Below are 21,203 nucleotides of genomic sequence, written 5' to 3'. Positions count from 1 at the left end.
CAGCCTGGATCAGGTTGCTTTTCGTCTGGATCCTCTGCCGTCTCTACAACGTCGGCAATCCGACGACGCCGTACAGCGCAACAGCTGATCGCCGCGTAGCCGCATAATCGAGGAATTCACGGGCGACTACCTCGGTCGGGATAGTGCAGTTCACCTGCCTGTCGGGGCGATTGACATCAACAGCAGACCGACCTTCCAGGCATCGGATGATCCGAGCCGAAAGGCATATGTGAACGCTGCCCGTCCGTGTCGCCGGATTGCTTGCCTGGCCCATGAACGGGGCGGTGGGCCGTTTTCGAGGCTTCCGGCGGGTTCCTTGCGCAAACTGGGATGTGATCGTGCCTCCCGGTTCCCCGGGCGGACCTATCCGACAGGTAATCCGAGACCGGCGTATCGGTTGAGCGCCGCGATCCGGACCTGCAGCTTCGCCACCTGCCGGTCGAAGTCCCGGGCGGTGAGGCCCTGGCCAAGCAGTTTGACGCGGTCCCACTTCGTTTCTGCGCGACCGCCCCGTCCAACACTGGTTTCCGCCGTCGGGCGCTCCTCCCGGCTTCGTCCTCGTCCTCGTCCTTGATCCCGGTGGCATCGGCCATGGGGTTCCGGGGCCCCGCTCCACCAGGGCAAGGACTGGCGATGTCAATGCTGGCTGAGGTCCGGCACGTTCCAGTCTGGCCCACGCCAGTCGCAATGAGCCTAGGACGCAGCCGACCGACCTGTGAAAGGGCGTGCCCGCCGACACCGTCATCCGTGGGTCTTCGGACCGGGGGGGGTCAGCGGATGCGCAGGCCGTCCGCCCCGAAGAGCCGCCCGAAGGTCGGATCGAACTGCAGGTCGATCTGGCTTGCCCCCTCGGCCAGACCCTTGCGTTGTTCCGCCACCACACGCTCGCCGCTCGACAATGCGCCGTGGATGTAGGTCGTGGCGCCAAGGCGCTGGGCCAGGTCGACCTCGCAGGGCAGCGCGACGGAGCCGCCCTCGCCCAGATGCTCGGGCCGGATGCCGAAGGAGAGCCGGTCCCCGACCGTCAGCGTCGAAGCGAGCGACAGGGGAACGGTGACGCCGGCAACCTCCACCTCGGCGGGGCCGGTGACGCGGGCGTCGAGGAAATTCATCCGTGGCGAGCCGATGAAACCGGCGACGAAGGCGTTGTCGGGGTCCTCGTAGAGGTCGACGGGCTTGCCAACCTGCTCTACCCGCCCGGCGCGCAGCACGACGATGCGGTTCGCGGGGGTCATGGCCTCGGTCTGGTCATGGGTGACATAGATCATCGTGTTGCCGAGCTGCGCGTGCAGCTTGGCGATCTCCACCCGGGTCTGCACCCGCAGTTCGGCGTCGAGGTTCGACAACGGCTCGTCGAACAGGAACACCTGCGGAACGCGCACGATGGCCCGACCGATGGCGACACGCTGGCGCTGGCCGCCCGACAGAGCCGCGGGCTTGCGGTCCAGAAGCTCGGTCAGCTGCAGGATCTCGGCGGCCTTCGCGACCTTCTCGGCGATCTCGGCCCTGGGCCGACGCGACATGCGCAGGTTGAAGCCCATGTTGTCGGCCACGGACATGTGCGGATAAAGCGCGTAGGACTGGAACACCATGGCGATGCCGCGGTCCGAGGGCTCTGCCTCGGTCATGTTCCTGCCGCCGATTTCCAGCTCGCCGGCGGTGATCTCCTCCAGCCCGGCGATCATCCGCAACAGCGTGGACTTGCCACAGCCCGAGGGGCCGACGAAAACCACCAGCTCGCCGGTGTTCACCTTGAGGTCCACGTCGTGGATCACCTGAACGCCCGCGAAGGCCTTGCTGACGGAATGAAGTTCGATCTGGGACATCTGGTCCTATCCTTTGACAGCGCCGACGGCGATGCCGTTGACGATGCGGCGCTGGAAGACGACGTAGAGGATGACGATGGGGGCCGCGGCCAGCACGATGCCCGCCGACAGAAGCGGCACGTTGGTGGTGTATTCCCCGCGCAGCGCGGCGATGCCGACCATCAGCGTGCGTTCGTCCTGCAGCACCAGCAGCGAAATCAGCACGTCGTTCCAGCAATAAAGCGTGTTGAGGATGCCCAGCGTGATAAGCGCGGGCTTGCCCAGCGGCAGCATGATGGTCCACCAGACCTGCAACAGCCTGGCCCCGTCGATCCGCGCGGCCTCGACCAGTTCGCGGGGCAAGCCGGCGTAGAAGGCCGTCATCAGGTAGACCGAGAAGGGCAGGAAGAACGCCGTGTAGCTCAGGATCAGGCCGATGCGGGTGTTGAGCAGCCCCAGCCCGATGATGGTCTGGTAGAACGGCACCAGCACCACCTGCACCGGGATCATCAGCGACGCGAGGATCACGATGAACACCAGCTTGCGCATGGGAAACCGCAGCACGGCGAGTGCGAAGCCCGCCAGCGACGACACCAGCAGCAGGAGCGCCACAGCGCCCACGGTGACGATCACCGAGTTCCAGAAGTAGCTGTCGAGGTTCGACCGGGTCCAGGCCTGCACGAAGTTGTCGAAGGTGAAATCTGACACCACGCCGAACCGGTCGAGGATGTAGTTGCGGTTGGTCTTCAGCGCGTTGTTCACCGAAAAGAAGATCGGGTAGACGCAGGTGAGCGCCAGCAGGAACATCGGGATCGACAGGATCCGGAGCAACCTGCGCTCGCGGTGGCTGGTGCGGGCCATGGTGCTATATCCCCGAGTTGCGCGACATGATGCGGATCTGGATCCAGGCGATCCCGGCCATCAGCACGAACAGCACCATGGAGAGTGCCGCGGCATAGCCGGGGCGGTTCATCTGCCCCTGTTCGAGCCAGATCAGGAATTCGGGCAGCGTGGTCGCGGTGCCGGGCCCGCCCGCCGTCAGCACATAAATGAGGCCGAACATGTTGGTCAGAACGCCGATGGTGGTGACCACCGCCACGAATTCGATGATCGGCCGCAGCGACGGCAGGATGATGAAGGCCCAGAGCGCCCAGAGCTTCGCGCCGTCGAGCCGCGCCGCCTCGATCATCTCTTGCGAGACTGTGGCGAGACCGGCGAGGAAGATCAGAAGGCTCATCCCGAAGGTGGCCCAAAGCTGCACGGTGATAAGCGACAAGAGCGCCGTCGACCCGTTGCCCAGCCAGTCCAGAGCGGGGATGCCGAAGAACTCGAGCCCCGCGTTCAGTGCCCCGTCATAGCGCAGCACCACGTTGAAGATGGAGCCCACGATGACCGACGACAGCACGGCGGGAAAGAAATAGACCGACCGGTAGAGCTTGCCGCCCGGAACGCCGAGGTGGATGAGCGTGGCCAGGATCATCGGCAGCATGATCCACACAGGCAGCGTCAGCAGCAGGATGCCGGTGTTCTTCATCGAGGCGAGGAAATTCGGGTCGCCCGCCATCTCGACGTAGTTTTCGAGCCCGATGAAATTCGGTTCTGCCAGGCCCTCGGCGTCGGTCAGCGACAGCCAGAAGCCCCAGGCCAGCGGCCAGATGCGGAAGACCACCACCAGCAACACGGCTGGCAGCAGGAAGAGCGCCGCAAAGCGACGCTCCTCCCGTGCGCCGGGCCGGACGCGGCGGCGACGGGGCGCCGCGCCCGGCCGGGCGGTCGTCCGGGCCGGATCAGCCGCCATGGGCCGCGGCCTGAACCTCGTCCATCCGCGCGGCGGCGTCCGCGACGGTGGTCTCGCCGTTCAGCAGAAGCTGCGACTGGCGGTGCCACTCGGCCAGTTCCTCGGCGGTGACGTTGGCATGGGCCATCTGGGCGCTGGACCCGTCGAGCCAGCCGAGGATGGTGCCGGCGGCGGGGCTCGACAGGCCCGAGGTGTCGACCATCGTGTTGGCCGGCACCACGCCCGCGTCGTTGACGAAGGTCTGGATCGGCCCGGCCGCGGCCAGCGTCTGCGCCAGCTCCAGCGCGAGATCGGCTTTCGCCGAGGCCGCGTTCACGCCGTAGCCGATGCCGCCCGCCACGGGCATCATCGGGTGGTCGGAGACCATGTCGGGCGCCGGGTGGCGGTAGACGCCCAGGCCCTCGGCGCCGAGGAAATCCTCGAACTGCTTCCAGTGGGCCACGTCGGACAGAAGGCCGATGGTGTTGGCCGCGTCACCGCGCATGAACTGCTCGTATTCATCCATGAACTTGGCGGTTGAATTGGCACCGCGCGGATACCAGCCCATGTCGTTGGTCTCGACCCAGAGCGACAGGATTTCGGAGATCTCGGGGCTCGACCACGCAAGATCGCCCGCGGCGAAGGCCGAGTGCTGTTCGTCCGTCAGGGTCGAGGCGGCGATGGCCGACAGGAAGAATTCCGCCGCAAAGCCTTCCTTGTTGCCCAGCGAGAAGCAGGGCACCTCACCCGCTGCGGTGATCGCCTCGCAGACGGAGACGAGCTCTTCCCAGGTCTGCGGCGGGGCGTCGGGGTCGAGGCCGGCCTCTTCGTAGCGGGCCTTGTTGTAGTAGACGACGAAGCCCTGGATCGTGATCGGCAGGGCCATGACGGCGCCCTCGGGGCTTTCGAACTCGGCAAGGCCGACCAGGCCGTCGGCGCTGGCGGTCACATCGGTCAGCGCGTCCATCCGCGCACGGGCCTGCGCACCGCCGTTCAGCAGGAACAGGTCGGGCCCCTGACCGGAGCTGAGCGCGGTGCCCAGCAGCGTGTAGTACTGGTCATTGGGCTGCATGACGAAATTCAGCTCGACGGCCGGGTGGCTGACGGCAAGGGCGCGCGCACCGCGTCGTAGTAGCTGGAGGCGACCGGATCGCCCGACTTCCAATCCCAGATCGTCAGCTCCTGCGCGGCGGCCGGAAGGGCCGTGGCGAGGGCGATCGCCGAAGCGGTCAACATGTTGCGTGTCATAGGTATCCTCCCAGATATGTGCGGCCGGTCAGGCCGTTCGTGAATGCGCCGCGTGGGGCGGCGGGGTGAGCCTCGGGTTCGGCGGCGCGGGACCAAGCTGCGCATCGGGCAGGATCTCGGGCATCGCGTCGCGGGTTCGGGTGGCCTCGTTCAGCACCAGCCCGTGACCGGGCCGTTCGGGGGCGTGAATGCGGCCCTCTGAGATGCGCATCGGTTCGTCGACGAGGTGGTCGAAGTTCTGGAACGAGTATTCGAGCCAGCCCACCTCGGGCAGGGCGCAGGCGGCATGCACGCCGACCTCGAGGAAGGTGTTGCCGACGGTGACCGGGATCGACATCTCGGCCGCGAGCCACCCCACGCGCATGACGTCGGTGACCTGGCCATGCACGTTCAGGATGTCGGTGCCACCGGCCATCATCAGCGCCCGCTTGCCGCTGGCGCCAAGGTATTCGCGGGAGTTGATCATGGTGCGCGGCGTCGCGGCGCGCAGCATGTGCAGCCCCTCGAAATCGTCGCGGCAGATCGGGTCCTCGACCCACAGCAGGTCGTGGCCCGCCGCCTGGATCGCCTAGATCTTCATCAGGGCCTCTTTCGCGCCCCACGCCTCGTTGGCGTCGATCATGACAGTCGCGCCCTTGCGCACGCTGCGGCGCAAGAGGTCGAGCCGGTGCAGGTCGCGGTCGAAATCGGCGTGGCCGACCTTGATCTTGAAGGCGCTGTAGCCCAGCGCGTCGGCAGTGCCGAAAAGCTCGCAGAAGGCATCGTCGTCCAGGTGGAAATCGAGGCCCGAGGCGTAGCAGGGCACAGAAGCACGGTCTTCCTCCCCGCCCAGCAGCCGCCAGAGCGGCATGTCCATCTGCTTGCCGAAGAGATCCCAGAGCGCGACCTGCACCGCCTCGCCGGCGGGCAGCATCGCGGGCCGGTTCCGGCCGCCGCGCGGCTTGCCGACCTTGTGCACCAGCCCGGCGGCGGGCCGCCCCTGCAGCGCCGGCCACCATTCGGCGGCGAACAGACGCTCCAGCTCCGTCTGCGACGGCAGGGTCACGAACAGCGACTGGATGAAGGCCAGGCCGCTGCGCCCCGCATCGTCGATCAGCTCGAGCGCCGCGACATGGACGACCTCTGACCGGACCTGGCTGTCGCCGATGGGGCGGTCGCCTCGGAACTGGTAGCGCGTGATTTGAAAATCTGCCAGTGTCATTGATTGATGGTCTACTTGGCCCAACTGATATATCAGATGAAGATGTTAGTTTGACAGATTACGAAGAGGCGCAAGCACCAACGTCGCGCCGGGGTGACGGACAGGCCCCGCAGAAACGCCTGAGCGATGTCGCCTACGAGCGGATCCTGGAGGGGCTTTTCGCGCGGAAACTGCCGGCGGGCGCCTTCGTCTCGCAGTCCAAGCTCGTGGATCTGCTGGACATTCCGGTTGCGCCCTTGCGCGACGCGCTGCGGGTGCTGGAAACCGAGGGCATGCTGAAGATCCATCCCCGCTCGGGCATCGAGTTCGTGCGGCCGGGGCTGGAGCTTACCCGCTCCACCTACCAGTTCCGCAGCATCATCGAACGGCCGGCGGTGCGATTCTTCGCCGAAACCGCCCAGGACGAGACCATAGCGGAAGAGCTTGACCGTCAGCGCGCGTTGGCTGGGCGGATTCGCGACAACGGACTGGGCGCGGCAGAGCTTGCGGGGCTGGAAGAGGCCGAGAAGCTGCACGAGCTCATCGTCGGCAGCTTTCAGAACCCGCTGATCGATTCGAGCCACCGTCGGATCCGGCACTATCTGCGGCTGGTGCGGCTCGACCGTCGGATGACACCGCCGCTGGCGCTGCATTCGGTGGACGAGCATATCGCCGTGCTCGTCGCCTGCGCCGACCGCGACCTGGAGCGGGCCGATGCCGCGCTCAAGGCCCATCTCGACCAGGCGCTGGCCCGCCATATGGGTCTGTCCTGACCGGCCGTTCAGTAGCGCGAGCCCAACCGGCAAGCGCCTCGGGCAAGGTGCGCCCTCACATTCGCGGCCGGTGTCCCGGGCCAGCAGCGCGGCGAGCCCCGGGGATTCCAGCGCAGTTGGGCGGTCGCCAGAGTTGCAGATCGCGGGAATCTGACCTATCGCGTCACCCAAGCGGGATTTCGTTAACGGACTTCGGCCAGGGTACCCTCGGCGGCGCAGCGCGACCGTACCCGGACAACGGCGGATTGGGGCAGGTCAAGGACGACACAAAGTGAGACGGGCTGTCATCAAGGGGGTCGGGCATTACCTGCCGGAGCGCGTGGTTCCGAACGCGGAATTCGAAAACACGCTGGAGACGTCGGACGCCTGGATCCGCTCCCGCTCGGGGATCGAGCGGCGGCACTTCGCGGCCGAGGGCGAGACGACGTCGATGCTGGCCACCGAGGCCGCGCGCCGTGCGCTTGCCATGGCCGGTGTGGATGCCTCGGAGGTCGACGTGATCGTGCTCGCGACCTCGACGGCGGACCTGACGTTTCCCTCGGCGGCGACCATGGTGCAAAATGCCCTGGGAATGACCAACGGCTTCGCTTTCGACGTCCAGGCGGTCTGCGCGGGTTTTGTCTATGCGATGGCCAACGCCAACGCGATCATCCTGTCTGGCCAGGCCGACCGGATCCTGGTGATCGGGGCCGAGACCTTCAGCCGGATCATGGACTGGACCGACCGCTCCACCTGCGTGCTGTTCGGCGACGGCGCCGGCGCAGTCCTGCTGGAAGCGGCCGAGGGCGAGGGTACCCCCGAGGACCGCGGCATCCTGTCCACCGACCTGCATTCCGACGGGCGCTACCGCGACCTGCTTTATGTCGACGGGGGCATTTCCACGGGCTCGTCCGGCGTGCTGCGGATGCAGGGCAAGGAAGTCTTCCGTCACGCGGTGGAAAAGCTCTCGGCGACCGCCGGCACGGCGCTGGCCAAGGCCGGGCTGGCGCCGGAGGACATCGACTGGGTCGTGCCGCACCAGGCCAACATCCGCATCATCCAGCCCCTCGCGGAAAAGCTGGGCGTGTCGATGGACAAGGTCGTCGTCACCATCCAGGAACACGGCAACACCTCGGCCGCGTCCATCCCGCTGGCCCTGTCGGTCGGGGTCGAGCGCGGCCAGATCAAGCCGGGCGACCTGGTGGTTTCCGTCGCCATCGGCGGCGGGCTTGCCTGGGGCGCGGCCGTCCTGCGCTGGTAGCTTCCTCGGAGCGATTCCCACCACATCCGGCCCGATGAATCAGGCCCCGGCAAGCGCGTTGCCAGGGCTTTCCGGCCCCGGACCGCCCGGCGGACTTATCAATAAATAGTAATAATGATCGAAATTTATCAATTTGCCTAGGTGGCAGCGATCGCCTATCGCAGGGTGAACTCAATCCGCAATCGAATTCGGGAGGCCTTCATGTCCAACAGCCCCACGATGCGTGTCGTCGCTTTGCAGGCTCACGGCGGTCTCGATCAGTTCAAGCTCGATACCTGGCCCCGTCCCGAAGCCGAGGACGGTCACGCCCTGGTCGAGGTCAAGGCTTGCGGCCTGAACTACATGGATGTCTTCGTCATGCACGGCATGCCGGGCATGCCCACCAAGATGCCCCGGATTCCGGGCGGCGACATCGCCGGCATCGTCCGCAGCGTGGGCGCCGGCACAGACCCGTCCTGGGTCGGCAAGAAGGTCGCCCTGTTTCCGCGCTTCCCGAAGGGCGGCGTGCTGGGCGAGAACGGCAACGGCGGTCTCTGCGAATACATCTCTGTCGACGAAGAGCAGCTGATCGAGATCCCCGAGGGCGTGAGCTTCGAGCAGGCGGCGGCGCTGCCGATCGCCTATGGCACGAGCCACCGGATGCTGTTCACCCGCGGCCATGTCCAGAAGGGCGAGAAGATCCTCATCCTCGGCGCCAGCGGCGGTGTCGGCGTGTCCTGCATCCAGTTCGCCAAGATGGTCGGGATGGAGGTCTTCGCCTGCACCTCGACCGAAGAGAAGGGCCGCAAGCTTCAGGCGCTCGGCGCGGACCACATCATCAACTATTCCGACGAGCCGAAGTTCTCCAAGGCGGTCTGGGCGGCGACCGGCAAGACCGGCGTCGACGTGGCGGTGAACTTCACCGGCGGCGACACCTGGATCGAAACCCAGCGCAGCATGGCGAAAGGCGGCCGGATCCTGACCTGCGGCTCCACCGCGGGCCATGAGTGCGAGATCGACGTGCGCTTCCTGTGGCACCGCGAGACCGAGATCATCGGCAGCCGCGCCTATGTGCCCGACGACATCCGCGCCTGCCTCGATCATGTGGCGTCCGGGCGGCTGGAGCCGGTGATCGAGACCTTGCTGCCGCTGGAACGCGCGGTCGAAGGGATCGGCCTGATGGAGAACCGGCAGGTGTTCGGCAAGGTGATCGTGACGCCATGACCGGCCCTGTCCAGAACCTCGGCTGTCTCGGCGCCAAGTTCACCGAGCCGGGCCATATCGCGGTCGTCGACCTGTCGGACCCGGACAACCCGCGGCAGATCGACTACCCGACCTTCCACGCCTCCTGCGATGCCGTCGCACGGGGCCTTGTGGCGCGGGGGCTCGGGCCCGGCGACACCGTCGGGGTGTATTGTTCCAACCGGGTCGAATTCCTGGAGGTGTTCTACGGCGCGATGCGCGCGGGCGTGGTGCCGGTGATGATGGGCATCCTCAACTCGGCCGACACGATCCACTGGATCATCGACAATTCCGACGTCTCCATTGTGTTCTGTGAAACCGGGCTGGCCGGCAATCTGCCCGCGGACGTGCCCGGCGTCCTGGTGGATGACGACGGCGACGACGGGCTTTCGACGTTCAAGGATTTCGGGCCGTTCGAGCCGTTCCAGCCCGACGCGGACTCCGTCGCTTTCCACGCCTATACCTCGGGCTCGACGGGTCGGCCCAAGGGCGTCCTGCTTTCGCACCGGGCGCATACCTGGGTGGCCAGGACCATTTCCGAGGATCGGCATTTCTCGCCCGAAGACCGGATGCTCGTGGCCGCGCCGCTCTATCACAAGCACGCGATGAACTCGATCAAATGCGTCCTGCACGGCGGCTCGACCGTCGTGCTGATGCGCAAGTTCGAGGCGCGGAGCTTCGTGCAGGCGATCAACACCTTCAAGACGACGATCCTGGGCGGCGTGCCCACGATCTTCGCGTTGATCCTGCGCCAACGCGACCTGATCGCGGGGCAGGATTATTCCTTCGTGCGGCTGGCGACCATCGGCGGCGCCCCGGCGTCGGACGAGCTGATCGACAATGTCGCCGAGCTCTTTCCCAATGCCAGCATCAACCTGATCTTCGGCATCACCGAGACCAGCGCCGCGCTTTTCGGCAGCCATCCCGAGAGCGGCAAGCGGCCGCGCCATTCCGTCGGATACCCAATGCCGGGCAACGAGTTCCGGCTGGTGGACGGTGAAAGCGAAGATTTCGGCGTGCTGCACGTCCGCGGCCCCGGCATGATGAGCGGCTACGCCAAGAACGACGCGGAATACAACAAGCGCATGGATGCCGACGGCTGGTTCAACACCGGCGACATCCTGCGGCGCGACGCGGAGGGCTGGTATTTCTTCGTCGGCCGGTCCGACGACATGTTCACCTCCAGCGGCCACAACATCTATCCCGCCGAGGTGGAGCTGGTGATTGAGCGGCTGCCGGAGGTGGACCAGGCCGTGGTCGTCCCCGCCCCGGACGAGATCAAGCACACCGTGCCCTATGCCTTCGTCGTGCGCCAGGCCGGGTCCGACCTGGACGAGGCGGCGATCAAGCAATACGTCCTCGAGAACGCTCCGCCCTATCAGCATCCGCGCAAGGTCATTTTCCTGCCGGAGCTGCCGATGACTGGCGTCGGCAAGATCGACCGCCGCCGGCTTGAATCCGAGGCCGTGCGCCTGAAGGAAAATCGGAGCTAGCCCGAAAGGAAGACAGTATGAGCGATGCCGCAAACCCGATGACGGCCGCCGATGTCCAGGCGATCGTCGAAAAGAGCGCCTTCCTGTCCTGGCTCGGGCTCGAGATCCTCGACCTGAAGGACGGAGAAATCACGCTGCGCGCCACGTGGCGGCCGGAATGGGTGGCCAACCCCAAGATCGGCCAGACCCAGGGGGGCATCCTGGCCGCACTGCTGGATTTCGCCGCGAATTTCGCCCTGGTGGAGCATCACGGCGGCCCCGCGCCGACCGTGGACCTGCGCGTCGACTACCACCGGCTTGCCAAGAAGGGCGACCTGATCGCCAAGGGCCGTGTCATCAAGGCGGGTCGCCAGATCTCGACCTCCGAGGCGACCGTCCACGACCTCGACGACAAGCTGCTGGCCAGTGCCCGGGGGACCTTCATGGCGCCGCGGCCGCCGGGATGACCGGGCTGCCTGGTCTGCGGGAAGGGGCGGTTCCGCGATGACCCGGCCCGACCCCGCCGGGCGGCAGCCTCTCGCGCGGCCCTGGCAATGGCTGATCCTGGGGGCGATGTCCTCCGTCATGATCTCGGCGCTGCTGCTGGTGTCGTTCCCGGCCGCTTGGCTGATCGGCGCGATGATCGCCGGCATCTTCTTCACGGTCTTCGGCGGGACGCTGCGGATCACGAACACCTGGTCGCTCATCGGCCAAGGCGTGCTGGGCACCCTGATCGCGAACGCGATGCCGCTGGACACCTCGGTGGGCCTCGTCTCGCAATGGCCGGTTTTCCTGATCTCGGCGATCTGCCTTTTCGTGACCGCGCTGGCGCTTGGCTGGATCCTGACTGCCGCGAAAATCCTGCCCGGAACGACCGTGGTCTGGGGGCTGAGCCCCGGTGCCGCCACGATGATGACCTTCATGGCGGAAAATGCCGGCGCCGATGCGCAGACCGTGGCCTTCATGCAGTATCTCCGGCTGGTCCTGATCGCGATCATCGCGACCGCCGTCACCTGGGCCATCGGTCACGAGCCCGCGGCCACGGCCACCGCGCAGGCGGTGGCCGCCCCGCTGGACTGGATCGCGGTCTGCGAGACGCTGGTGCTGGCGCTTGCCGGCCCGGCGGTGGCCCGCATCACCGGCATCAAGTCCATGGCCCTGGTCTTTCCGCTCGCGGGCGGCCTGCTGCTCAGCCATCTGGGGTGGCTGGACCTTCGGCTGCCGGCGCCGCTGTTGTTCGGGGTCTACACCCTTCTGGGCTGGCGAATCGGTCTGCGGTTCACCCGGCCGCTTGTGATGCACGCGCTGTCGGTGATGCCCGCGATCCTTCTCAGTTCCCTGCTGCTGCTGGGCGCCTGCGCGGGCGTGGCCGCCTGGCTGGTGGTGTTCCACGGCGTGGACCCGCTGACGGCCTACCTCGCGACCAGCCCCGGGGGCGTGGACATGGTCGCCGTCCTTTCCGCCTCGGGTGGCGCGGATATGGGCTTCGTGATGACGATGCAGATGCTTCGGTTCCTGCTGGTCCTGGCTTTCGTGCCCCCGTTGGCCGGGGTGATCGGGCGGCGCTCCCGGTGACCTGAGCCCGCCCGGTCGGCGTTTCCGCCGTGGGCCGGGAGAGCGGTAAAAGCATTTAATAAACAGAGATTTAGGGGTGGGCCCGCGAGACCAGGCGGGCCCGGTTCAGCCCGCCCGGCAGGCCACCCTCCAAAACCGATTGATAACAAAATCCGGCATAATCATACTAAATTATTTATTTGTGTGGTGAGAAACTGCGCGCATATTGAAAATACGATCCTACGGCTGGTCCCGCAGAACGACGACCTGACCTGACCGATAACGCAAGCGATATGCGGGGCGAGCTTCGGTCAAATTGCAACAGGATACCCACGGGGAAAAAGCGATGTTCCAGTACAATGACGCAGCCGGCAGCGGCAAATTCCAATCTTCGGCTTGCGCGGCGGCGATTCTCAGCGCCGTGGCCATTCTGCCGGGGGCAGTCTCGGCGCAGACCGATTGTTCTTTCTTTTCGGGCCAGACGGTCGAGCTGGTGGTGCCCTTCAACCCGGGCGGCGGCTTTGACGCCTACGGTCGCCTCGTGGCCAAATACATGGGCCCGATCCTCGGCGCCGATAGCATGATCGTCCGCAACCAGCCCGGCGCGGGTGGCATGCTCGCCACCAACCAGACCTGGGCCGCCGATCCCGATGGCCTGATGCTGCAGGTCATGTCCACCAGCGGCATGCTGACCGCAGAGCTGGGCGGCGCCGCCGGTGTGGGCTTCGAAAGTGCGGAGTTCTCATGGATCGGCCGCGTTTCCGGCGAGCCGGACGTGGTCGCCGTCGGTTTCGGCAGCGACATCGCGTCGCCCGAGGCGATCCAGGCCATCTCGGCCGAGCGTCCGGTGCGGATCGGGTCTTCGGGTGTCGGCGACATCGACTACATCGAGGCGCAGATTCTGACCAAGGTCTTCGATCTGGATTCCAATATCGTGGTCGGCTTCTCGGGTGCGCCCGAGGTCTATTCGTCGCTGGCCCGGGGTGAGCTCGACCTCTTCACCTCGTCCTACAGCGGCGCCCGCCAGGCGGCTGCAGCCGAATCCGCCAGCATCCTCTGGCTGTTCGACGACAATGCCGATCCCGACTTCCCGGATCTGACGCCGATCGGCGAGTATCTCGAGGGCGACAACCTTGCCCTGGTCAAGGCCCATGCGGACCTCGTGGCCGGTGGCCGGGCCATCGCCGGGCCTCCGGGCATCCCTGAGGATCGCCTGACCTGCCTGCGGGACGCCTTCGATGCGACCGTGGTGGACGAGGCCTTCCTGGCCGAATCCGCCGAGATCAACCGGCCCGTGGCCCCGATCAGCGGTGCCGATCTCCAGGAGACGATCGTCAGCCTGACGGGGAACGTCCCGCAGGACTACGCCGATCTGCTGATCGAGTCCTACTCGAACTGATCCCGGTTCGATTGCCCGAGGACACCTGAACCGGGTCGCCCGAAGCGGCGACCCGGCCACGTCTCACACGCGACATGCCTCGCACGCGACAAAGGGCCAGATTAAATGTTGGAAGCAGCGATATCCGGGTTGGTTCAGATCATGAGCCCCGGCGCCTTCGGCCTGATGATGATCGGCATCATAATCGGCATGGTGGTCGGGATCCTTCCGGGGCTTGGCGGGCCCGTGGCCCTTGCGCTGATGTTGCCGTTCACCTTCGGCATGACCCCGATCGAGACCTTCTGCTTCCTGCTCAGCACGCTGGTGGTGACGACGACCGCCGGCGGGATCACCTCCATATTATTCGGGATACCAGGGGAGGCGACGGCCGCGGCAATCGTCCTTGACGGCCACCCCATGGCAAAGGCCGGTGAGGCCGGGCGCGCGATCGGCGCGATGCTCATGGCGTCCCTGATGGGTGCGTTGATCGGCGCCGTCCTGATCGTGCTCGCCATCCCGATCATCCGACCGGTGGTGCTGGCCTTCGGTCCCCCCGAATTCCTGATGCTGGCCCTGGTGGGCCTGACCTTCATCGCGATCCTGTCCGACGGCTCGATGCTGAAGGGGCTCATCATGGCCTCGGCGGGGATCCTGATCTCTCTGGTCGGCCTCGACCCGCAGACATCGGTCCCGCGCTATACCTTCGGGATGCTCGAGATGTGGGACGGCATCGGGATCGTGCCGATCGTCATCGGCCTGTTCGGCGGCCCGCAGATCCTGGAGCTGATGCTCAGCAAGAAGAGCATCTCGACCCGCAAGGCGGCCGGCAGCACATCCGGGATTCTGAAGGGCTTTGCCGACGCCTTCATCCACTGGAAAACCGTGGTGCAGGCCGGCCTGATCGGCGCGGGTGTCGGCGTGGTGCCGGGCGTCGGCGGGTCTGTCGCCCAGTTCATCGCCTACGGTCATGCCAAGCAAAGCTCGCGCGAGCCCGAGAAGTTCGGCAAGGGCAGCATCGAGGGCCTGCTCGCCGCCAGCGGCAACAACAATGCCAAGGACGGCGGATCGCTGATCCCGATGATCTCGTTCGGGCTGCCGGGCAGCGTCAGCACCACCATCGTGCTGACCGCCTTCCTGATCGTCGGGATCGACCCCGGCCCAGCGATGCTGACCGAGCACCTCGACGTCACCTTCTCGATGATTTGGGTGACAATCATCGCCAACGTGATCGTTCTGCTGATCACCATCCCGATCATCGCGCCGCTGTCGCGCCTGACCATGGTCAGCGGGCCGCTGCTTGCGCCGTTCCTGTTGGCGCTGGTCGTGCTCGGGTCCTATGCCAACAGCAACAGCCTGTTCGACGTCTGGGTGATGCTTGTCGCCGCCGCCGTCGGGGTTATCTGCCAGCGCTTCCGCTGGCCGGTCGTCCCGCTTCTGCTGGGGCTCGTGCTGGGCGACATCTGCGAACGCTACTTCTTCCTGTCGCAGGCGCTGTTCGGCTGGGACTGGGTAACGCGGCCGATCGTGATGGGCTTCGGGGCGCTCATGGCGCTGATCTTCTTCCGCGCGGGCCTGCAAAGCTGGAAGACATTCAAGAACAAGAGGGCGGTGCAATGACCTCGGATACGGACTCCACCGGCGGGCGGGTCGACGCCTACGCCGAATGGATCATCACCCTGGCGGTGCTGGGCATCATGTCGACGGCGTTCCTCGCCGCCCGCAGCTGGCCCCCGGACGCGGCGATGTTCCCCATGGTCCTCAGCGGGCTCGCCATCGGGCTGCTGATCCTGAAGCTCGTCTTCATGGTCATGGCGGCGCTGGTTCCGCCGCCCGCCACCACGGAGGAGACCCCCGCCGCAGACGAGGCCGACGGCGGCGGCGACCTGGACGAGCCCCCACCCGGCGCCTTCGCGACCGCGAACGGACGCGCCTGGGGCGAGGCGCTGCTGTGCCTCGTGATCTTCTTCACGGTGCTGTCCCTGTTCGGCATCGTCGTGACCCTCGTGGTCTTCGGCATCGGCTACCTCAAGATTGTCGGGCACCGCTCGCTGATCTTCGGGGTGATCTATGTCGGCGTGCTGATGGGGGCGGTGCATCTTCTCTTCGTGCAGCTACTCAGCCTGCCATTGCCCGAGGGCATCCTGTTTCCCTGAGTGCATCTGCCCCGCAAGACAATTCCTGAGGGCGCTGGCCCAGACGACAATCGGAGTGACATCATGAGCGACATCAAGGTTGGCTTCATCGGCGCGGGGCGCATGGGCCGCCCCATGTGCCGCCACATCCTCGCCGCGGGATACGACGTCTCGGTCTACGATCCGGTCGAGGTCGGGGTCCGCGAGGTCGAATCCCACGGCGGGACCGGCCGCGCCTCGCCCGCCGAGGTTGCCGCCAATTCCGACGTCATCTTCGTCATCCCCGGTTTCTTCGAGGAGGTCGAGGCGGCGATCTGCGGCGACGACGGCATCCTGTCCAGCGCCCGCGCGGGCGCTGTCATCGTCGTCTCCAGCACGATCAAGCCGACCGAGGCGGAGACCCTCGCCGCCCGCTGTCAGGAGCGCAACGTCGCCTTTCTCGACGCGCCGGTCTGTCAGGGCGAAATCGGCGCCCAGGGCGGCTATCTGCTGTGGCTCGTCGGTGGCGACGAGGCGGATCTGGAGCGTGTCCGCCCGGTGATGGAGGCCTGCGGCACGGACATCCATCACCTGGGCAAGATCGGCACCGGCATGGTCGGCAAGGCGATCAACAACATGCTGCTCTGGGCCGCGCTCGCGGCCGACCACGAGGCGCTGGCCATCGCCGAGAAACACGGCGTCAGCCACGAGCGGCTGATCCCCGCCCTGCTGAAATCGAGCGGCAAGAACTGGCCGCTGGAGAACTGGGCGGACATGAACAAGATCCCCTGGGCCCACAAGGACATGCAGATCGTCCTCGAAATGGGCGACCGCGCCGGGATGACCCTGCCGCTCGCCGCGCTTCTGCGCGAGCAGGTCAAGCCGATCATGCGCGCGGCGGGCACGCCAGAGGAATTCATCCGATGACCGCCGAAAAGTACGGCTCGGACCTGATGGTCGAGGTCATTCGCGGCTTCGGCGTGCCCTATATCAGCCTCAACCCCGGGGCGTCGTTCCGGGGGCTTCACGATTCCCTGGTCAACTGGGACGGCGGGGGACCGCCGCTGATCTGCTGCCAGCACGAGAAGACGGCGATCGGCGTGGCGCATGGCTATGCCAAGGTCACCGGCCGGCCGATGGCCGTCGCGGTGCACGACCTCGTGGGGCTGCTGCAATCCACGATGGGGGTCTATTACGCCTTCCACGACCGGGTGCCGATGCTGATCCTCGGCGGATCGGGGCCGGCGGATACCGCGCGGCGGCGCCCTTCGATCGACTGGTTCCACAGCGCGAACGTGCAGGGGAACGCCGTCCGCGACTACGTCAAATGGGATGACGAGCCGCGCTCGCCCGAGGCGGTCATCGAATCACTCACCCGCGCCTGGAACATCGCGCAATCGGGGCCGGAGGGGCCGGTCTATGTCTCGCTCGACGCCGACCTGCAGGAGCAGACGCTCGACAGCCCCGTCTCGGCGCCGGCGCCGGGCCTCTATTCTGTACCGACGCCCGCGGGCGCCGACCCCGCCGCCCTGGACCAGCTTGCCGCGGCGCTGATGTCGGCGAAACGGCCGGTCGTCGTCGCGGGCTTCGCCGGGCGCGACCCGAAGGCGTTCGACCTGATCCCGGAACTGGCCGGGCTTTGTGCCGCCGGGGTCATCGACATGGGCAACCGCCTGAACATGCCCAACCGGCATCCGCTGAACGTCACCGGCACCGACGCGGTCTCGGAGGCCGACCTGGTCCTGTTCCTCGACTGCAAGGACGGAGAGCCCGCGATCACCGGCGTCGATACGGCGACCCGGGCGTTGACGTCGAAACTCGCGCCCGAGGCGCGGTGCATGGCCATGGGCTTCGGCGACATCGGCATCCGTGGCTGGTCGCATGATTTCGGCCGGTTGAAGCAACTGGCGCTCGACGTCACCTGCGATACGTCCTCCGCCCTGCCGGAGCTGGTCGCCCGGTGCCGGACGCTGGCGGCCGGGGCGAGCGCCGACGACGCCGACAGGCGCACCACGCGCCGGGCCGAGCTTGCGGACACGCACGCCGCCCGCTGGCAATCCTGGCAGGACGAGGCGGCGAAGGACGACGGGATCTCTCCGGTCTCCACCGGGCGGCTGGCCCGCGACGTCTGGGAGGCCGTCAAGGACCACGACTGGGTGCTGACCGCCGGCACCTGCCGCGGCTGGGCCCGCAAGATCTGGGATTTCGACAAACCCTACCGCCACCCCGGCGACAGCCTCGGCACCGCGACGCAGATCGGCATCTCGCTGGGTGTCGCGCTTGCCCACAAGGGGTCGGGGAAACTGGTCGTGGACCTGCAGCCCGACGGTGATCTGATGTTCGACCTCGGCACGCTCTGGGTCGCGGCCTATTACGAGATCCCTATGCTGGTCGTGATGGTCAACAACCGCGCCTATTACAACGACTGGGCGCACCAGGAACACGTGGCTATCCAGCGCGACCGGCCCGTCGAGAACGCCTATATCGGGATGGAGATCGACGGCCCCGCGCCGGATTTCGCCACCATCGCCAAGGCGCAGGGTTGGTGGGCGGAAGGGCCGATCACCGATCCGGAGGCCGTCCGCGACGCAGTCGCGCGGGCCGCGGCGCATGTTTTGGAAACCGGCCGGCCCGCGCTGGTCGACGTGGTCACCCAGCTCACCTGAGCGGAGGGCCACCGGCGCACCAGGTGCCGCCCGCGCGCCGGGCGGCGGCCATGACACACAGGCCGGAGGGGCTATCTATCGGAACGATCAATCAATGAGTCAAAATTAAGAATTTGTTGCAGCAAATTTAGTGACCTAAAAACGAACAAGACGATGGAGCCTTGAACAGGTCAATCGGCAGAAAGGGCAGAAACAACGTGTCACGCGATGATGGAGCCGAGCCTTGGCATGAGACTGTGATCCGCGTTCTCAAGGAGAACGAGGTCGATCTCGTGACCTACATTCCCGACAACGTGCTGCGCGAGCTGATCGACGCCCTTCACGCGGACCCCTATTTCACCGTGATCTGCCCGGCCCGCGAGGAAGAGGCCGTTGCCATCGTGGCGGGCGCCTACATGGCCGGGCGCCGCGGCATCGTGCTGATGCAGACCAGCGGCTTTGCGACCCTGCCGAACGCGCTCGCCTCGCTGGTGGTCCCGTTCCAGATCCCGGTGGTGATGATGATCTCGGAGCGCGGTATCCTGGGCGAATTCCAGATCGGGCAGGCCATCGTCTGCAAGACCATGCGCCCGGTGCTGCAATCCATCGGGATCGAGCACCACACCATCGAAGAGCATGACCACGTCCCCTTCGTCGTGGACAGCATGATCCGCCAGGCCTTCGCCACGAGATCGCCCGCCGCGATCATCCTGTCGCCGCTGCTGACCAAGCGGCCCCGGGCGGGAGCAGCCCAATGACCACGATCAGCAACACCGAGCGCGGCGCCGCCAAGGTCATGAACCGCACCGACCTCACCCAGCGGCTGGTCGCGCGGCTTCACAAGGACGAAGCCGTTGTCGGCGGGATCGGCCATACGAACTGGGATCTCTGGGCCAGCGGCCAGCGGCCGCAGAACTTCTACATGCTGGGCAGTATGGGGCTTGCCGCGCCCATCGCGCTGGGCGTCGCGGTGGCGCAGCCGGACCGCATGGTCTTCGCGCTCGAGGGCGACGGCTCTCTGCTGATGCAGGTGGGCGCGCTGGCGACCATCGCCACCGTCGAGCCTGCGAACCTCTGCGTGATCGTCTGGGACAACGAGGCCTTCCACATCACCGGCGGGCAGAAATCGCTGACCGCCACCGGCGCGGATATCGTCGCGATGGCCCGCGGGGCCGGCCTGACCAACAGCACCTGGGCGGCGGACGAGGCGCATTTCGAAAGCCTGGTCGACGAGGCGCTGGGAGGCACCACGGGCCCGCGTCTGATCGCGGCGCGCATCGACATGACCAAGCCGGCGGGCACCACCGACCGCGACCCGGTCAAGATCCGCCTCAACTTCATGAGCGGTATCGCCCCGCCGGACAAAGAGGGCTGATCCCATGGCCAAGCTACTGATAGCGGGCGACTGGGAAGCCGGCGCCACCTCGGATGTCCTGCGGGACAAGTTTCACGACGCGCCCTTTGGCGAGATGGACGTGGCCAGCGCGGACCAGGTAGACCGGGCCGTCGCGGGCGCCGTCGAGGGCCAGCAGCAGGACAGCCTGTCGCCCTACGACCGCTACCGGATCCTGATGGCCGCGTCGCGGATCGTCCGCGACCGGCAGGAGACCTTCGTCGAGCTGATGCGCGACGAAGCGGGCTTTACCCGCGCCGACGGCGAGAACGAGGTCCGCCGCTGCGCCCAGACGCTGGAGCTTTCGGCCGAAGAGGCCAAGATGCTGACCGGCGACCTGGTGCCGATGCTCTCGGCCGATGGCGCGAAGGACCGGATGGGCTTTACCCAGCGGGCGCCGCGCGGGGTGATCTGCGCGATCACGCCGTTCAACTCTCCGCTCAACACGCTGGCGCACAAGGTCGGGCCGGCGCTGGCGGGCGGCAATTCGGTGGTGGTCAAACCGTCGAACGTCACGCCCCTCTCCGCTGTGGAACTCTGCCGCATCCTGCTGGAGGCGGGCTTGCCGCCGAAGCTGCTGGCGCTTGTCCATGGGCGGGGCAGCGTCATCGGGCGCCAGCTGCTCGACGACCAGCGCATCGCCTACTACGCCTTCACCGGCAGCACCTCGGTCGGGCGCGAGATCCAGTCTGCCGCGGGGCTGCGGGGCGTTCAGCTTGAACTTGGCAGCATCGCCAGCACCATCGTCTGCCATGATGCCGATCTGGACAAGGCGGTGCCGAAGATCGTGAACGCCGGGTTCCGCAAGGCGGGGCAGGTCTGCACCTCGGTTCAGCGCCTGCACGTGGACGCGCGGATCCTCGACGACCTGCGCGGTCGCCTGCTGACGGCCATCGGCGCGTTTCCCGCGGGCGATCCCTCCGATCCCGAAACCCGCGTCGGCCCGATGATCAGCCGCGCGGACGCCGAGCGTGCCGAGGCCTGGATCGCCGAGGCCATGGCCGCCGGGGCGCGGATCGCCGTGGGCGGCAAGCGCGAGGGCAGCGTGGTCGAACCCACGGTGCTGGAGGGCGTGACACCCGAGATGAAGGTCTATGCCGACGAGATCTTCGCGCCAGTCATGTGCCTGATCCCGTTCGACACGCTGGACGAGGCGGTCACGCGGGCGAACGCCTCGGACTTCGGGCTGGCGGCGGGGCTCTTCACCTCCGACCTGGGCACGGCGTTGCGCACGGCACCCAGGCTGCGGTTTGGCGGCGTCCATGTCAACGAGGCCTCCAGTGCCCGGATCGACGCGATGCCGTTCGGCGGGGTCAAGGACAGTGGCTATGGCCGCGAGGGCCCGGCCTATGCCGTGCGCGAGATGACCGAAGAACGCCCGATTACGATTTCATACTGAATACCGA

At 66.7% G+C, this 21,203-nt stretch carries 19 protein-coding genes and 2 pseudogenes; 14 read left to right on the top strand and 7 right to left on the bottom strand.

Going from position 1 to position 21,203, the window contains the following annotated elements; translation table 11 throughout:
- Positions 1-363: 363 nt before the first annotated feature.
- From ROA7023_RS23845 to ROA7023_RS25100, 7 genes and pseudogenes are all read right to left on the bottom strand, one after another.
- A pseudogene (locus ROA7023_RS23845) lies at positions 364-513 on the bottom strand (IS5/IS1182 family transposase); the annotation flags it as partial.
- A 257-nt stretch (positions 514-770) separates the two neighbouring features.
- Positions 771-1,826 (bottom strand): ABC transporter ATP-binding protein, encoded by a 1,056-nt coding sequence (locus tag ROA7023_RS12825; RefSeq protein ID WP_085879437.1) that lies wholly within the window; start codon positions 1,824-1,826, stop codon positions 771-773.
- 6 nt (positions 1,827-1,832) lie between these two features.
- Positions 1,833-2,666: a carbohydrate ABC transporter permease gene (locus ROA7023_RS12820; RefSeq protein ID WP_085879436.1), complete on the bottom strand. Its 834-nt coding sequence runs from the start codon at positions 2,664-2,666 to the stop codon at positions 1,833-1,835.
- A gap of 4 nt (positions 2,667-2,670) precedes the next feature.
- Positions 2,671-3,603: a carbohydrate ABC transporter permease gene (locus ROA7023_RS12815; protein WP_085879435.1), complete on the bottom strand. Its 933-nt coding sequence runs from the start codon at positions 3,601-3,603 to the stop codon at positions 2,671-2,673.
- Complete coding sequence (locus ROA7023_RS12810; RefSeq protein WP_200812510.1) at positions 3,593-4,654, bottom strand: ABC transporter substrate-binding protein; 1,062 nt, start codon at positions 4,652-4,654, stop codon at positions 3,593-3,595. The genes ROA7023_RS12815 and ROA7023_RS12810 overlap by 11 nt, the downstream gene beginning before the upstream one ends.
- Positions 4,655-4,662: 8 nt before the next feature.
- The gene (locus tag ROA7023_RS24820) at positions 4,663-4,830 is read right to left on the bottom strand and encodes a hypothetical protein (protein WP_200812509.1); all 168 of its coding nucleotides are present in this window, start codon (positions 4,828-4,830) and stop codon (positions 4,663-4,665) included.
- A 28-nt stretch (positions 4,831-4,858) separates the two neighbouring features.
- Positions 4,859-5,743 (bottom strand): annotated as a pseudogene (locus ROA7023_RS25100) (mandelate racemase/muconate lactonizing enzyme family protein).
- Between the two features lie 338 nt (positions 5,744-6,081).
- On the opposite strand from ROA7023_RS25100, the gene ROA7023_RS12800 reads away from it, so the two are divergent.
- From ROA7023_RS12800 to ROA7023_RS12735, 14 genes are all read left to right on the top strand, one after another.
- A complete protein-coding gene (locus tag ROA7023_RS12800) occupies positions 6,082-6,783 on the top strand; it encodes a GntR family transcriptional regulator (RefSeq protein ID WP_200812507.1) in 702 nt (233 codons plus the stop codon).
- Between the two features lie 271 nt (positions 6,784-7,054).
- The gene (locus tag ROA7023_RS12795) at positions 7,055-8,023 is read left to right on the top strand and encodes a beta-ketoacyl-ACP synthase III (RefSeq protein WP_085879434.1); all 969 of its coding nucleotides are present in this window, start codon (positions 7,055-7,057) and stop codon (positions 8,021-8,023) included.
- A 201-nt stretch (positions 8,024-8,224) separates the two neighbouring features.
- Complete coding sequence (locus tag ROA7023_RS12790; RefSeq protein ID WP_085879433.1) at positions 8,225-9,226, top strand: quinone oxidoreductase family protein; 1,002 nt, start codon at positions 8,225-8,227, stop codon at positions 9,224-9,226.
- Complete coding sequence (locus tag ROA7023_RS12785) at positions 9,223-10,737, top strand: class I adenylate-forming enzyme family protein (protein WP_085879432.1); 1,515 nt, start codon at positions 9,223-9,225, stop codon at positions 10,735-10,737. The genes ROA7023_RS12790 and ROA7023_RS12785 overlap by 4 nt, the downstream gene beginning before the upstream one ends.
- Before the next feature lie 17 nt (positions 10,738-10,754).
- Entirely contained in the window at positions 10,755-11,183 is a 429-nt protein-coding gene (locus ROA7023_RS12780; RefSeq protein ID WP_085879431.1) for a PaaI family thioesterase, read from the top strand.
- 37 nt (positions 11,184-11,220) lie between these two features.
- The gene (locus tag ROA7023_RS12775; protein ID WP_085879430.1) at positions 11,221-12,291 is read left to right on the top strand and encodes an AbrB family transcriptional regulator; all 1,071 of its coding nucleotides are present in this window, start codon (positions 11,221-11,223) and stop codon (positions 12,289-12,291) included.
- A 325-nt stretch (positions 12,292-12,616) separates the two neighbouring features.
- Positions 12,617-13,669 (top strand): Bug family tripartite tricarboxylate transporter substrate binding protein, encoded by a 1,053-nt coding sequence (locus ROA7023_RS12770; RefSeq protein WP_085879429.1) that lies wholly within the window; start codon positions 12,617-12,619, stop codon positions 13,667-13,669.
- A 141-nt stretch (positions 13,670-13,810) separates the two neighbouring features.
- Positions 13,811-15,265, top strand: a complete 1,455-nt coding sequence (locus tag ROA7023_RS12765; RefSeq protein WP_159458503.1) for a tripartite tricarboxylate transporter permease — start codon at positions 13,811-13,813, stop codon at positions 15,263-15,265.
- A complete protein-coding gene (locus ROA7023_RS12760) occupies positions 15,262-15,801 on the top strand; it encodes a tripartite tricarboxylate transporter TctB family protein (RefSeq protein ID WP_085879427.1) in 540 nt (179 codons plus the stop codon). The genes ROA7023_RS12765 and ROA7023_RS12760 overlap by 4 nt, the downstream gene beginning before the upstream one ends.
- A gap of 63 nt (positions 15,802-15,864) precedes the next feature.
- Positions 15,865-16,686, top strand: a complete 822-nt coding sequence (locus ROA7023_RS12755) for an NAD(P)-dependent oxidoreductase (protein ID WP_085879426.1) — start codon at positions 15,865-15,867, stop codon at positions 16,684-16,686.
- Positions 16,683-18,425, top strand: a complete 1,743-nt coding sequence (locus tag ROA7023_RS12750) for a thiamine pyrophosphate-binding protein (protein WP_085879425.1) — start codon at positions 16,683-16,685, stop codon at positions 18,423-18,425. The genes ROA7023_RS12755 and ROA7023_RS12750 overlap by 4 nt, the downstream gene beginning before the upstream one ends.
- Before the next feature lie 197 nt (positions 18,426-18,622).
- The gene (locus ROA7023_RS12745; RefSeq protein ID WP_085879442.1) at positions 18,623-19,162 is read left to right on the top strand and encodes a thiamine pyrophosphate-binding protein; all 540 of its coding nucleotides are present in this window, start codon (positions 18,623-18,625) and stop codon (positions 19,160-19,162) included.
- Positions 19,159-19,779 carry a thiamine pyrophosphate-dependent enzyme gene (locus ROA7023_RS12740; RefSeq protein ID WP_085879424.1) on the top strand — a complete coding sequence of 207 codons (621 nt, stop codon included), beginning with the start codon at positions 19,159-19,161 and terminating at the stop codon, positions 19,777-19,779. Before ROA7023_RS12745 ends, ROA7023_RS12740 begins: the two co-directional genes overlap by 4 nt.
- Before the next feature lie 4 nt (positions 19,780-19,783).
- Positions 19,784-21,196: an aldehyde dehydrogenase family protein gene (locus ROA7023_RS12735; protein WP_085879423.1), complete on the top strand. Its 1,413-nt coding sequence runs from the start codon at positions 19,784-19,786 to the stop codon at positions 21,194-21,196.
- Positions 21,197-21,203 lie beyond the last annotated feature (7 nt).

Origin of the sequence: Roseisalinus antarcticus (assembly GCF_900172355.1) — a bacterium.
GTDB classification, from domain to species: domain Bacteria; phylum Pseudomonadota; class Alphaproteobacteria; order Rhodobacterales; family Rhodobacteraceae; genus Oceanicola; species Oceanicola antarcticus_A.
This window is presented reverse-complemented; position numbering and strand designations above follow the sequence as displayed.

Excerpts from the sequence above, each read along its gene's own strand:
- ROA7023_RS12765 (WP_159458503.1), top strand. The coding sequence starts at position 13,811 with ATGAGCCCCGGCGCCTTCGGCCTGATGATGATCGGCATCATAATCGGC.
- ROA7023_RS12820 (WP_085879436.1), bottom strand. The coding sequence starts at position 2,666 with ATGGCCCGCACCAGCCACCGCGAGCGCAGGTTGCTCCGGATCCTGTCG.
- ROA7023_RS12770 (WP_085879429.1), top strand. The coding sequence starts at position 12,617 with ATGTTCCAGTACAATGACGCAGCCGGCAGCGGCAAATTCCAATCTTCG.
- ROA7023_RS12775 (WP_085879430.1), top strand. The coding sequence starts at position 11,221 with ATGACCCGGCCCGACCCCGCCGGGCGGCAGCCTCTCGCGCGGCCCTGG.
- ROA7023_RS12760 (WP_085879427.1), top strand. The coding sequence starts at position 15,262 with ATGACCTCGGATACGGACTCCACCGGCGGGCGGGTCGACGCCTACGCC.
- ROA7023_RS12750 (WP_085879425.1), top strand. The coding sequence starts at position 16,683 with ATGACCGCCGAAAAGTACGGCTCGGACCTGATGGTCGAGGTCATTCGC.
- ROA7023_RS12815 (WP_085879435.1), bottom strand. The coding sequence starts at position 3,603 with ATGGCGGCTGATCCGGCCCGGACGACCGCCCGGCCGGGCGCGGCGCCC.
- ROA7023_RS12810 (WP_200812510.1), bottom strand. The coding sequence starts at position 4,654 with ATGCAGCCCAATGACCAGTACTACACGCTGCTGGGCACCGCGCTCAGC.
- ROA7023_RS12780 (WP_085879431.1), top strand. The coding sequence starts at position 10,755 with ATGAGCGATGCCGCAAACCCGATGACGGCCGCCGATGTCCAGGCGATC.
- ROA7023_RS12825 (WP_085879437.1), bottom strand. The coding sequence starts at position 1,826 with ATGTCCCAGATCGAACTTCATTCCGTCAGCAAGGCCTTCGCGGGCGTT.
- ROA7023_RS12755 (WP_085879426.1), top strand. The coding sequence starts at position 15,865 with ATGAGCGACATCAAGGTTGGCTTCATCGGCGCGGGGCGCATGGGCCGC.
- ROA7023_RS12785 (WP_085879432.1), top strand. The coding sequence starts at position 9,223 with ATGACCGGCCCTGTCCAGAACCTCGGCTGTCTCGGCGCCAAGTTCACC.
- ROA7023_RS12790 (WP_085879433.1), top strand. The coding sequence starts at position 8,225 with ATGTCCAACAGCCCCACGATGCGTGTCGTCGCTTTGCAGGCTCACGGC.
- ROA7023_RS12740 (WP_085879424.1), top strand. The coding sequence starts at position 19,159 with ATGACCACGATCAGCAACACCGAGCGCGGCGCCGCCAAGGTCATGAAC.
- ROA7023_RS12735 (WP_085879423.1), top strand. The coding sequence starts at position 19,784 with ATGGCCAAGCTACTGATAGCGGGCGACTGGGAAGCCGGCGCCACCTCG.
- ROA7023_RS24820 (WP_200812509.1), bottom strand. The coding sequence starts at position 4,830 with ATGACACGCAACATGTTGACCGCTTCGGCGATCGCCCTCGCCACGGCC.